Genomic DNA, 12,078 nt, shown 5'->3' with positions numbered 1-12,078 from the left:
CTTTTTCTTCAAAAGGTTAATATAGAGTTGGAGTATATCAATGACATTATTTACGAGTAGATATAATTTTACTCATTTTCATACAGCCCAACAGTCTCTAGAAGCTCTTTTTCAAACAAATAAATATCGTCAATGGTTTGGATTTGCTGGCGTACTTCGTTTTTATCGGCATTGAAAAGACCAATGTATTTTTTGCCACCGTTTAGATGTAATCGGCATAACGGTTTTCGGTTGTTGTCGTCCAGTAAAACCCCAAAATAGGATTGAGTGTCGCGATGAACAATTCTTTGTATGTGAAGTTTCCGTCTCAAAATGGCAACTACAATTCGATAAGCATCCAATTCTTCTTCGCTTGTGATAATTTTACTTTCTTCCGCTTCTTCAATCTGGTCTTTCTCTTGGATAATGACTTCTTTGTTTAATGCAAAATGAAGACGCTCGTTTATTTTTTCACCAATCAATTGCCCGAACGCTTTTTGGACTAATTCTGTAAATTCTTCCATCACTTTTTCGGTTAATCTGCCACTATAGATTTTTGAGGCAAATAACCGTACAAATTCAGGAGAAGGATTTTGAATCTCAGTATCAATCTGTTTTCGGATTTCCTTGATGAATTTTAAAGAGCTGGCATTGTCTAATATTTTATTGACATCAAAATTAGATTTGTGAAACTTGGCAATTTCATTTACAGCACTGTCTTTTAACTGGGAGATGTCAAATTCGAAAAAAGGTTTTTCGTCCATTTTGTTTTTTTCATCCAAATCTGTGAAAAATTGATAATGAATGCCATTGGTCAATAGCGCAAAACGGGTCTTGGTAACATGGAAATAGCGAAATAACTGGGAATTATGAACGGTTAACTTTTCTTTCCAGTTTTTGCATTCAACAATTAAGATTGGTTCATCATTTTGCATAATGGCATAATCTACTTTTTCTCCTTTTTTTAAACCTAAATCGGCAGTGAATTCTGGGACAACTTCGGTTGGATTGAAGGTGTCGTAGCCCAAAATATTAATAAAAGGAAGTACAAAAGCATGTTTGGTAGATTCTTCGGTTTCAATTTTATCCTTTAGCAGATTGATTTTATCGGCCAAAGATTTCAGTTGTATAGGTAGTTCCATAGATTTTATGAATTAAGATAAATCTTCAGTTTCAGCTTTAGGTGCGTCAATTTTTACGCATTCAATGGCGGAATCCCTATCGGTTACGTTTGGGTACATATTGCTGGTTCCAATTATCTGACCGTTGTTTTGAGATTTTAGAACAAAATAGTATTTAAAGTTGTCAGATGTTTTTCTCTCGTAATTTTTATCCGATGGAGCATTTGTTTTGACAGATTCAATTCCGTTTTTACAATTTTGTTTTGTAGTGTACATTTCACTTTTTAAAATAATGGCTTCATCTTTAGACCATAGATTAAAGTAAAATTGATCGTTAGTGCTCTTTTTGATTACAAATTTTGGAAACTTCATGGTTTGTTTTTTATTTGATTATTAATTAGTCAAACTTAAAAACATTGAAATTCAGTTTTTTACGGAAAACCGTAAAGAGGCAAAATATTTTTAAAACTGATTGTGAGTAAAATAAAAAGACCTAACAGGTTTCGAAAACCTGTTAGGTCAAAAGTGAAGAAGTATTATTTAAACCAATCCTAAGTCCTTTGCAATGGCAACAAGATGAGCCGGATTGTTTGCTTTGAAGTATATCTTGAGTTTGTTAAGCCGTTTTTCGATAGTGCTTTTGCTGTTTGGCGTGATGCCGGCTTCCACAAACGCTGTGGCCATATTTTCCTGAGTTACGCCTTTCGAAAGATATTTAATGAGCTGGATGTCATAATTATCAATTTCATTGACGGTCTTGTCCTGAAGAATATAATTCAAATCAGGAGATAAGTATTTCTGCTTATTTTGGCAAGTGACTTCGACAGCTTTTTTGAGTTCGACTATACTGTTTCGGCCTTTCATGACAAAACCATTGATGCCATATTTATCAAACAGTGATTTTATCCGATAGGATTTATCTTCGATAGAAAATACAATGATTTTTATTTCCGGAAATAATTGTTTTACGGCCGATATCAATTCTTCTCCAGAGTTGAGAGTGTTTTCCCTATAATCAGCTTTGAATGACAAATCCGATATTAATAATTCGTAAGGTTCGTTGTCTTTGTAGGCTCTTTTAATTTTCAGCAAAGCGTCATCGCAGTATTTGGAATAGGCAATTTCAGGAATTTCTAAATCTTCCAGCACTTGTACTGCAGCAATATCATTAAAATCAATGTCGTCTGCTATCAAAACTTTTTTGAACATATTCAGTAATTATTTGGGGATTGTTATTTTGACTTTAAAGCCTTTATCAGTTTCTTTGTCAAAAGTAATAGTTCCGTTTATGGTATAAATACGGTTTTCCACATTGGAGAGCCCATTTTTTAAAATTAAAGAATCTTTTACTCCAATTCCATTGTCCGAATAATTGATTTCGATGTATTTTTCATTGGATTCAAAGCCGATAGAAGCAAAAGAACACTGGCTGTGTTTTTTCATATTGACCATTAATTCCTGTAAAACTCTGTAAACCGCAATTTTCTTTTCGGCTTCAATTTTCTGCCAATTGATATCGCCGTTGTCTTTAATGATTATTTGGATTTGATCATTATTATAACCTGACAGCATTTCTTTTAAATCATTCTCAAAATTGGCACCAGTTTCAATTTTACTGTTTTCTCTGGAAATGTTTCTTGTCAGTGCATATATTTTATCGAGATTACCCAGAAGAGTTTCTTTTTTAGCAGGAACTTGCAAATCTTGAGTTTCTGCAAAAGCCATAGTCTGGTACACATCATTGGCTAATTCATCATGCAGTTTTTTAGATATTCGGGTTTCACTTTTATAGACAGCTTCTTGTTGATCTTTTTTGCTTTTGTTTTTTAAATAATAGTATAAAAAAACAGAAGATAGAATCCCCATAAAAATGAAAAAATAGGCAATATAATTTTGGTTTTTCTGTAGTTCCAGTTCTAAAGCATCTTCCGCTTTTTGAGCTTTTAAAACAAGGTTTTCATTTTTTTCTTTGGTCGAATCGTATTTGATTTTTGCAAATTGATTTTTGGCTTTTTGTCTGGCCTTATTAAGACTGTCGTTGATGCGGAGATAGATTGCAGTGTGTTTTTTAGAATCATTTCCATTACTGGTTTGCATTAATAAAGTCAATGATTTTAGACGGTTGTCTACATCATTTATTTTAGTGGCTGTAGCATACGCTTTTTTGGAGTAGTCATATGATAATTTTGGATCTCTGTTTTTATGGAATTCAGATAAATGAATATAACTTTTTGTCAATCCAAAGTTATCTTTGATGAGTTTTCTTATTTTTAATGATTGATTGAGATAGAACAAACTTTTAGTATCATTTAAACGAAAATAAGAGTATCCTAAATTATCTAAGATTCGTGCATAATTTTCCTTGTTTTTCTGCACTTCGCTTTCTCTTGTTAATGGTAATAAAATAGTAATTGCCTGAGGGTATTTATTCTGATCTAAATACACAACTGCGATATTATTTTTAAGGATTGCTTTTGCCAATTTATCTTCAGATAAATTAAAGGCCTTGCTGTAGTAATAAATAGCCCTGTCGTAATCAAAAAGGCTCTCGTAATTAATAGCTAATAAGTTATAAGCATAACATTTATAATACGGATTTGTACTTTTTTGAAAAAACGAAATAGCTTCAGTTGCAGTGGTCTCACTGCTGGAATAATCACCTTGAATTTGTTCAATAGTTGACATTCTAAGCAGGGAGTAAATTATTTTTTCTTGATCTTTGGCCGTATTAGAAGTAGACTTTATTTTATTATAATAGAAAAAGGCACTATCATAGTCTTGACTATTGAAATATTTTTCAGCACGATCAAAAGAGATTTTATAATCAGTATTTGTTGTTTTTTCTTCTGGAACTGTTGAGTTTTTGGTACATGAAAACAGCACCAATAACGATATAAGCGATAAATAAAAATTCGGGAAATGTAACTTTTTTATTATCATTCCCCGAAAATACTCAAATTAATTAAAACTGTAATGATTTTGAAATAATTTACTGAAAATTAATGCTTTGGGGGAGGGAGCGGAGTTTGCCCGCTTTGACCATCTCCGTCAGCATTTATTTGTTGTTTACTTGTTGTTGGAGTAGTCTCCACATCATCATTGGTACAAGAAGCCATTGCCACTGCAGCAATGATATAACACGATATAAGAAATATTCTTTTCATTTTGTTGGATTTAAAAATTTGACATAGGTGTGGCTGTCCGATATTGAAATCGAATTACTGCCTAGATAGGCGAGCCATTAAAAACTCATTGTTTTTTTGCTTGCGGGAAGTGAAGTGTGCTAAAACAGTATAGTATTTTTATACTTCCCGAATAATCGTACTACGCTGTTTAGCAACACTTTTTTGAAACTAGTTTTGTACATTTGTCCGTATCGCGAAAGCGGACAAGAACTAATTCTGAAGCAAAGTAATGTTGTTTCTGCCTAATGATTTCAATGGAATTCCTGTAATTCCAGTAATTCCGATTGTTTCTAATAATTCCAATTAATTCCGATGATGCTTATGAATGAAATTACTTTTGAAGAATATAAAAAGGCTATTAAGAGTCAGTTTGAACAGAAGAAAATTGAAGGGATATATGGGAGCGGTGATATTTCTAATATTACTCCTGCCCAGTTAAGGGATTTGTGTCTGTATATTGCTCAAAGAGGTATGACCAAAGCTGATGAAGCTACATTCAGATTTTTTTTTAATGTTAATGAAAATGAAAAGTTTGAAAGAACAATTGAAAATTTTAATACTGGAAAATTAAAGTCGGTGATTTCATTTTTGAAAGAAGATAAAAAATCAGAGAATAGACCTAGAATTGAATTAGCAGCGGTTATTGTTGATTTTAATCCAAGACCTTTTAAAAGGTTTAGCCAAAACACAGGAGCTATTGAAATAGCTGATGAAAATTTTCCTGAAAATGAGTATGAAGAAGTTGATATTGTTCCAAAGAAGAACATTGAAGTTGTTACAAAAAAGGAAGGAATTATTACAGATAACGGTACGAAGAAAAAAATAATGACTATAGTTATTGTTTTACTGTCTTTGTTTTTTACAGGATATACCGCAAAAAATATTTTTTTTCCTGCAAAACAATGCATGCAGTGGCAGGGAAGTCATTATGAAGAAGTGGATTGTTTGAATGATCCGTCAGGTAATGAAATTATACCTATTGATCTAAGTATAATAAATTTAAAAAAGCTGGATTCTAAAGGGGAACAGGTGTTTTTTAAAAATGGTAAGCCTGTTGTTTGGTATTCTAAAGAGCATGGTAAAATAGAACTTTTTAACCAGCCGGGGCTTCATCCTGAAACAGGAAAAACATTAAAGGAAATTACAAAGTATATTATTAAAGAGCATCACTTAAAAGAGAAGGAGTAATGTATTTGGGATTAGTTGCCTTATCTCTTTTTTAGTATAAAAAAGTTCTTTTTTTTTCGGATAAATGATAAAAATCATGTTAATATCCTATGGTGAAAAGTAAATTTACAATGGAAAAATTAATATGTTTTGTGTTTGATTTTTCGTGTAAACTTATTTCTGATTCAAATTCTAATTATTTTGAAAAATTTATCTAAAGTTCTATTTTTATTGTTTCCTATTTTAATTTTTGGCCAAGGTGCAGCTAAAAAAGAAGTTAAAGAGCAAGTTCAAACTTGGGTTTCTTTAAACACAGTGACAAAATTTGCTGAACACTGGGGAGTTGCTGCAGATGCACACATTCGTGAGAATGGCTTTTTCGAAAGTAATAATTTTTATTTTCTAAGAGGAGGTATTTCTTACATACCCAATTCTGCAGTTTCAATAACAGCGGGCTATGCGCACATGTGGCTGGCACCAACAAAAGAAGGATGGACAACTTATGCAGATGAAAACAGAATTTATCAGCAGGCTCAATTAATTACAAAATTAGGAAATGTCAGCATTCTTCAAAGGCTGAGAAATGAGCAAAGATGGCAGGAAAAAATGATCAATGACGAGCCTTCAGGAGAAAATCGTTTTACGGACAGGGTACGATATTTAGCCAGTTTTACTATTCCGATATTCACTGATAAAAAGATGCCTTCATTGGTTTTATCCGATGAGCTGTTAATCCATTTTGGAAAGGAGGCTGTTTATAATACTTTTGACCAAAACAGGTTTTTTATTGGGATTAAACAAAATATTACTCCAAAATTAAGTTATGATTTGGGTTACATGAACGTATACCAGCAAAAATATTCAGGTTATCAGTATGATATGAACCATACTATCCGATTGTTTTTTTATCTTAACTCAGTTATAAAACACTCTGCACCCAAAGCGCCTGAGCATCATTCAGGAGATGAATAAAACTTCAAAATATAATTGAATTTAAATAAAGTTTTCTTGTGTTTTTTTATTTATGTATTAACTTTAATGCTAATTAATAAGCAATTAATACATTATGAAAGCAACAAGAAAAGAACATGATTTTCTAGGAGAATTGGAAATTCCTGATCATTTATATTATGGTATTCAAACTTTTAGAGCTGTAGATAATTTTAATATTACTGGTATTCCAATTTCTAAAGCTCCTTTATTTATTAAAGCATTAGGATATGTTAAGAAAGCCGCTGCAATGGCTAATCTAGATTGTGGTGCTTTAGATGCTAAAGTTGTTGAAGCAATTTGTTATGCCTGTGATCAGATAATTGCCGGCAAGTTTAATCAGGAATTTGTAAGTGATCTAATTCAGGGTGGTGCCGGAACATCTGTAAATATGAATGCCAATGAAGTAATTGCTAATATTGGTTTGGAATATTTAGGTCATAAAAAAGGGGAGTATAAATATCTCCACCCAAACAATCACGTTAATTGCTCTCAATCAACGAATGATGCTTATCCTTCGGCTTTTAGAATTGCTGTTTATTTAAAAATGGAATTTTTCATCAAGGCTTTAGAAGATTTAGAAGTCTCTTTTACTGCAAAAGGAAATGAGTTTAGTAAAGTTTTAAAGATGGGGCGTACCCAATTGCAAGACGCGGTTCCAATGACTTTGGGGCAGGAATTCCATTCTTATGCAACCACTATTGGAGAAGATATTAGGCAATTACGTATTGCCCAAAGTTTAGTTTTGGAAATTAATATGGGAGCAACTGCTATTGGAACCAAAGTAAATGCTCCAGAAGGTTATCCAGAGATCTGCGTCAATTATTTAGCCAAGGAAATTGGAATTCCCTTAACCTTATCACCAGATTTGATTGAAGCGACGGTAGATACGGGAGCTTATGTGCAGATAATGGGAACCATGAAAAGAACTGCGGTCAAGATTTCTAAAATCTGCAATGATTTGAGATTATTGAGTTCAGGGCCTAGAACCGGATTAAATGAAATTAATCTGCCTCCGCGTCAGCCAGGTTCATCAATTATGCCAGGAAAAGTTAATCCAGTTATTCCTGAGGTTGTCAATCAAACTTGTTTTTATGTGATTGGTCAGGACTTAACAGTGACTATGGCAGCCGAAGCAGGACAATTGCAATTAAATGTAATGGAGCCGGTAATTGCTTTTGCAATGTTTACATCCTTGGATTATTTGACTAAAGCTATCCAGACTTTAATCGAGAAGTGTATTAATGGAATAACTGCAAATGAGCAGCATTGTTATAATATGGTAATGAACAGCATTGGGATTGTTACCCAGCTCAATCCTATTTTGGGATACGAAGAAAGTGCCAGTATAGCAGGGGAGGCGCTTAAAACTGGAAAAAGCGTACATCAAATTGCAGTCATCGAGCGCAAATTAATAACTCAGGATAAATGGGATGAAATTTATTCATTGGATAATTTAATAAATCCTAAATTCATTACTTCATAGTATATATGAACTTTATTTGATAAAAAAAGCCCAATTGTGAGATTGGGCTTTTCTGAATAAGTAAGTAATTCTAAATTGAGTTTATATAACGTTTATTTTACTTTATTAAGTACTGCTTTGAAAGCTTCAGGGTGATTCATCGCTAAATCAGCAAGAACTTTACGGTTCAATTCGATTCCGTTAGCTTTTACTTTACCCATGAATTGAGAATAAGACATTCCTTCCAATCTAGCTCCAGCATTGATACGCTGAATCCATAATGCACGGAAATTTCTTTTATTCGCTTTTCTGTCGCGGTATGCGTAGCACATTGCTTTTTCTACCGCGTTTTTAGCAACTGTCCAAACGTTTTTACGTCTGCCAAAGAAACCTTTGGCTTGCTTCATTATTTTTTTTCTTCTTGCTCTTTTAGCAACTGAATTTACCGATCTTGGCATAATTTTATTGTTTTTTTGTAGCAGGCGTCCTGAATTTAATCAAAGGAACTTATAGCCATACTCCAAGGTTATTAAATTTGTTTTAACCTAAAGAAATCTTTAGTCAAATATCAAAAGTCAAATGTCGAAAGTAATTAACTTTAGACTTTAAGACTTTCTAACTTTGGACTTATTAGATAATTCTTAATTGTTGTTTGATGCTTTTCATATCTGTAGAGTGAACTAGCGCTGAGTGAGTCAAAGCTAATTTACGTTTTTTAGATTTTTTAGTCAAGATGTGACTTTTAAAAGCATGCTTTCTTTTAATCTTACCAGAGCCAGTAACTTTGAAACGTTTTTTGGCGCTAGATTTTGTTTTCATTTTAGGCATTTTTTCCTAGTGTTTTAATTTATTATTACTTACTTATTTTTTAATTGAAAAGCCATTGGGCAATAGTCATTAGTTGTAAAACTTTTAGCTAGTGCCTTTTGCCTAATTACTATTTTTTCTTCTTAGGAGCGATGAACATAATCATTCTTTTCCCTTCAAGAACTGGCATCGCTTCAACTTTTCCGTATTCTTCCAAGTCTGTAGCTAATCTTAATAATAAGATTTGTCCTTGGTCTTTATAGATGATAGAACGTCCTTTAAAGAAAACAAAAGCTTTTAATTTGGATCCTTCTTTCAAGAATTTCTCAGCATTTTTTCGTTTAAATTCGTAATCGTGTTCATCTGTCTGAGGACCAAAACGAATTTCTTTTACTACAATTTGAGTAGACTTTGCTTTAAGTTCTTTTTCGCGTCTCTTCTGTTCGTAAAGGAACTTTTTATAGTCCATTATTTTACATACAGGCGGTTCTGCATTAGGAGAAATTTCAACCAGATCCAATTCCAGCTGGTCGGCTAATTTTAAAGCTTCAGAAGTTTTGTAAACACCTGTTTCTATATTTTCTCCTACAAGACGTACTTCTGGCACACGAATAAGATTATTTATTCTGTGAGCATCTTTCTTTTCTACTCGAGGTTGGTAACCTCTATTGCTTCTTATTGCTATGGCTTTATAATTTTTAAGTTAAACTGTAAATACTTTTAATGTTTTCTTTATTTCTTCGTCAACAATAGCAGTAAATTCTTCTATTGTTGCGCTGATATTTCCTTTTCCTTCCTGACCTTTGCGACGAATAGAAATGGTTCCGTTTTTCTCTTCTTCTTCACCAACAATCAGCATAAATGGGATTTTTTGAATCTCCGCATCTCTGATTTTCTTTCCAATTGTCTCGTTTCGGTTGTCAATTAGGGCGCGAATTTCGTTATTTTCTAGCAGATTTAAAACTTTTTTAGCATAATTTTCATATTTCTCGCTCAAAGACAGGATAATTACCTGCTCCGGCATTAACCAAAGAGGGAAATTTCCTGCAGTATGTTCTAGTAAAATTGCTATGAAACGCTCCATAGATCCAAAAGGTGCTCTATGGATCATTACCGGTCTATGTAATTCATTGTCAGATCCTTTGTAGGTCAATTCAAAACGCTCTGGTAAATTATAATCCACCTGAATTGTTCCTAACTGCCATTGTCTGCCCAAAGCATCTTTTACCATGAAATCAAGCTTAGGGCCATAGAAAGCCGCCTCGCCGTATTCAACTACAGTGTTAAGTCCTTTGTCAGCTGCTGCATTAATGATTGCGTTTTCAGCCTTTTCCCAATTTTCATCCGAACCAATGTATTTATCTCTGTTTTCTTGGTCTCTCAATGAAATCTGAGCTGTAAAGTTTTCAAATCCTAACGAACCAAATACATAAAGTACTAAGTCAATTACTTTTTTAAACTCTTCATCCAATTGTTCTGGAGTACAAAAAATATGCGCATCATCCTGAGTAAACCCGCGTACACGAGTTAAACCATGTAATTCACCGCTTTGTTCGTATCTGTAAACAGTCCCGAATTCAGCATAACGCTTTGGTAAATCTTTGTATGACCAAGGTCTTACATTGTAAATTTCACAATGGTGAGGGCAGTTCATTGGTTTTAATAAAAATTCTTCACCTTCCGCAGGAGTATTGATTGGCTGAAAACTGTCTGCTCCGTATTTAGCATAATGACCAGATGTCACATATAATTCTTTCTGACCAATATGTGGTGTAACAACCTGCTCGTAACCTGCTTTTTTCTGAGCTTTTTTCAAAAACTGCTCAAGGCGGTCTCTCAAAGCAGCTCCTTTTGGCAGCCATAACGGCAAACCTTGACCTACTTTTTGTGAAAAAGCAAATAATTCCAGCTCTTTTCCTAGTTTTCTATGGTCGCGGCGTTTTGCTTCTTCAAGTAATTCTAGATATTCAGTTAAATCTTTTTGTTTTGGAAATGAAGTACCGTAAACGCGTGTCAGCTGTTTGTTTTTCTCGTCACCTCTCCAGTATGCGCCGGCTATACTCATTATTTTCATCGCTTTGATGATTCCTGTATTTGGAATATGGCCTCCGCGGCATAAGTCAGTAAAAGTATCGTGGTCACAAAAAGTGATAGTTCCGTCTTCAAGATTAGTGATCAGCTCAGTTTTGTAAACATTGTCTTTGTACATTTCCAAAGCTTCTGCTTTTGTAACAGGACGCATTTTGAATTCGTGTTTTCCTCTTGAAATTTCAAGAACACGGTCTTCAATTTTCTTAAAATCAGCTTCAGTGATTTTTTGATCACCAAAATCAACGTCGTAATAAAAACCATTTGCAATAGCAGGTCCAAGAGTCAATTGTATTCCAGAATACATCTCTTCAAGTACTTGTGCCATAACGTGCGAAGTTGAATGCCAAAAAGCTTTTTTGCCATCGGCATCATTCCAAGTATATAATGTAAGACTGCCGTCGGTCGTCAGTGGAGTAGATGTTTCAATAGTTGTACCATTAAAAGAAGCTGAAATCACATTTCTGGCAAATCCTTCACTGATGCTTTTTGCAACATCCATCGGAGTTACTCCAGGAGCAAACTCTCTAACTGACCCATCGGGCAAAGTAATCTTAATCATTGTTTTTTATATTTTAAGATTGCAAATATAAAGTATTAACAAAACACATACAATAGGTGTATAAGGTTTGTTGTATATATAAGTATAAAATCAAATTGAGTGGAATGACAAAAGATTATTTCAGAAAATCAGGAGCAATTTCCAGCTGTCCACTGTATCTATTGTCCCGAACCCCGTGACAATAGGATGCCGTTTCCATCTGGGCTATGGTTTTAGTATTTTATAAGAGAGATCTGCTCTTATATATATGTATAGGATAATTAGAAAAGAGACCAATAATAAGTTTGAGACGGATTTCCCGCTTTTGGAGCGTCGCCCACAGGGCTGGGGCGGTTTCTACGAGTTAAATAACATGTTCGATAGCTTAAAATCCTGCTAAAACCGATAAAACTTTCCAAAATCACCTTTCAGAATTCAAAAATCCTCAAAACCTGTGATTCTAACCCTAAGGTTACCAGTGTATTAAAAAATAAACAAAAAATAATCACGAAAAGGCATTGTTTAAACGGAAAAAGGGACTACTTTTGCACCCGCAACAGCGATGACGTTCTAAGAAACACTGACAAGAAAAACAAATCAGACAGAAAAGAAATTTTCAAAAAAAAGATTAAAAAAGCTTGTGAGATTTAAAAGATTAGCTTACTTTTGCACCCCGCAAAACGCGTAACGTTCCTTGATAGACTGAGTAAGAGATGAGAAGAAAGAGAGATGAAA

General features: G+C 33.6%; 12 protein-coding genes. 3 read left to right on the top strand and 9 right to left on the bottom strand.

Annotated elements, in window-relative coordinates; genetic code table 11:
• Positions 1 to 68: 68 nt before the first annotated feature.
• From IRZ80_RS17570 to IRZ80_RS17550, 5 genes are all read right to left on the bottom strand, one after another.
• Positions 69 to 1,121, bottom strand: a complete 1,053-nt coding sequence (locus tag IRZ80_RS17570; protein WP_194643086.1) for a type I restriction endonuclease — start codon at positions 1,119 to 1,121, stop codon at positions 69 to 71.
• Positions 1,122 to 1,133: 12 nt separating this feature from the next.
• The gene (locus tag IRZ80_RS17565; protein ID WP_194643084.1) at positions 1,134 to 1,472 is read right to left on the bottom strand and encodes a YegP family protein; all 339 of its coding nucleotides are present in this window, start codon (positions 1,470 to 1,472) and stop codon (positions 1,134 to 1,136) included.
• A gap of 168 nt (positions 1,473 to 1,640) precedes the next feature.
• Positions 1,641 to 2,309 carry a response regulator transcription factor gene (locus IRZ80_RS17560; protein ID WP_194643082.1) on the bottom strand — a complete coding sequence of 223 codons (669 nt, stop codon included), beginning with the start codon at positions 2,307 to 2,309 and terminating at the stop codon, positions 1,641 to 1,643.
• A gap of 9 nt (positions 2,310 to 2,318) precedes the next feature.
• Complete coding sequence (locus IRZ80_RS17555; protein ID WP_194643080.1) at positions 2,319 to 4,040, bottom strand: tetratricopeptide repeat-containing sensor histidine kinase; 1,722 nt, start codon at positions 4,038 to 4,040, stop codon at positions 2,319 to 2,321.
• A 59-nt stretch (positions 4,041 to 4,099) separates the two neighbouring features.
• A complete protein-coding gene (locus tag IRZ80_RS17550) occupies positions 4,100 to 4,264 on the bottom strand; it encodes a hypothetical protein (protein ID WP_194643078.1) in 165 nt (54 codons plus the stop codon).
• A gap of 342 nt (positions 4,265 to 4,606) precedes the next feature.
• On the opposite strand from IRZ80_RS17550, the gene IRZ80_RS17545 reads away from it, so the two are divergent.
• The 3 genes from IRZ80_RS17545 (at position 4,607) to aspA (ending at position 7,928) form a co-directional block, all read left to right on the top strand.
• Positions 4,607 to 5,473 (top strand): hypothetical protein, encoded by an 867-nt coding sequence (locus tag IRZ80_RS17545; protein ID WP_194643076.1) that lies wholly within the window; start codon positions 4,607 to 4,609, stop codon positions 5,471 to 5,473.
• Between the two features lie 180 nt (positions 5,474 to 5,653).
• Positions 5,654 to 6,424, top strand: coding sequence for a DUF2490 domain-containing protein (locus IRZ80_RS17540; protein WP_194643074.1), 771 nt, complete (start codon positions 5,654 to 5,656; stop codon positions 6,422 to 6,424).
• Between the two features lie 94 nt (positions 6,425 to 6,518).
• The gene (gene aspA / locus IRZ80_RS17535) at positions 6,519 to 7,928 is read left to right on the top strand and encodes an aspartate ammonia-lyase (protein ID WP_194643072.1); all 1,410 of its coding nucleotides are present in this window, start codon (positions 6,519 to 6,521) and stop codon (positions 7,926 to 7,928) included.
• A 92-nt stretch (positions 7,929 to 8,020) separates the two neighbouring features.
• On the opposite strand, the gene rplT is transcribed toward aspA, so the two are convergent.
• The 4 genes from rplT to thrS all read right to left on the bottom strand — a co-directional run bounded on the left by rplT (position 8,021) and on the right by thrS (position 11,364).
• Positions 8,021 to 8,365 (bottom strand): 50S ribosomal protein L20, encoded by a 345-nt coding sequence (rplT, locus tag IRZ80_RS17530; protein ID WP_194643070.1) that lies wholly within the window; start codon positions 8,363 to 8,365, stop codon positions 8,021 to 8,023.
• 172 nt (positions 8,366 to 8,537) lie between these two features.
• Positions 8,538 to 8,735: a 50S ribosomal protein L35 gene (rpmI, locus tag IRZ80_RS17525; protein WP_007810722.1), complete on the bottom strand. Its 198-nt coding sequence runs from the start codon at positions 8,733 to 8,735 to the stop codon at positions 8,538 to 8,540.
• A gap of 109 nt (positions 8,736 to 8,844) precedes the next feature.
• Positions 8,845 to 9,399, bottom strand: a complete 555-nt coding sequence (infC, locus tag IRZ80_RS17520) for a translation initiation factor IF-3 (RefSeq protein ID WP_410504235.1) — start codon at positions 9,397 to 9,399, stop codon at positions 8,845 to 8,847.
• Between the two features lie 18 nt (positions 9,400 to 9,417).
• Positions 9,418 to 11,364 carry a threonine--tRNA ligase gene (gene thrS, locus IRZ80_RS17515; RefSeq protein ID WP_194643068.1) on the bottom strand — a complete coding sequence of 649 codons (1,947 nt, stop codon included), beginning with the start codon at positions 11,362 to 11,364 and terminating at the stop codon, positions 9,418 to 9,420.
• Positions 11,365 to 12,078: the final 714 nt, after the last annotated feature.

Origin of the sequence: Flavobacterium sp. HJJ, from assembly GCF_015351475.1 — a bacterium.
Taxonomy (GTDB): domain Bacteria; phylum Bacteroidota; class Bacteroidia; order Flavobacteriales; family Flavobacteriaceae; genus Flavobacterium; species Flavobacterium marginilacus.
The sequence above is the reverse complement of the archived record's forward strand: the minus strand, read 5'-3'. Positions and strand labels throughout refer to the sequence as shown.

What these genes read in the sequence shown, in the direction of transcription:
- IRZ80_RS17545 (WP_194643076.1), top strand. Translation starts at nt 4,607, where the DNA reads ATGAATGAAATTACTTTTGAAGAATATAAAAAGGCTATTAAGAGTCAG.
- rplT (WP_194643070.1), bottom strand. Translation starts at nt 8,365, where the DNA reads ATGCCAAGATCGGTAAATTCAGTTGCTAAAAGAGCAAGAAGAAAAAAA.
- IRZ80_RS17570 (WP_194643086.1), bottom strand. Translation starts at nt 1,121, where the DNA reads ATGGAACTACCTATACAACTGAAATCTTTGGCCGATAAAATCAATCTG.
- IRZ80_RS17560 (WP_194643082.1), bottom strand. Translation starts at nt 2,309, where the DNA reads ATGTTCAAAAAAGTTTTGATAGCAGACGACATTGATTTTAATGATATT.
- IRZ80_RS17565 (WP_194643084.1), bottom strand. Translation starts at nt 1,472, where the DNA reads ATGAAGTTTCCAAAATTTGTAATCAAAAAGAGCACTAACGATCAATTT.
- thrS (WP_194643068.1), bottom strand. Translation starts at nt 11,364, where the DNA reads ATGATTAAGATTACTTTGCCCGATGGGTCAGTTAGAGAGTTTGCTCCT.
- rpmI (WP_007810722.1), bottom strand. Translation starts at nt 8,735, where the DNA reads ATGCCTAAAATGAAAACAAAATCTAGCGCCAAAAAACGTTTCAAAGTT.
- IRZ80_RS17550 (WP_194643078.1), bottom strand. Translation starts at nt 4,264, where the DNA reads ATGAAAAGAATATTTCTTATATCGTGTTATATCATTGCTGCAGTGGCA.
- aspA (WP_194643072.1), top strand. Translation starts at nt 6,519, where the DNA reads ATGAAAGCAACAAGAAAAGAACATGATTTTCTAGGAGAATTGGAAATT.
- IRZ80_RS17555 (WP_194643080.1), bottom strand. Translation starts at nt 4,040, where the DNA reads ATGATAATAAAAAAGTTACATTTCCCGAATTTTTATTTATCGCTTATA.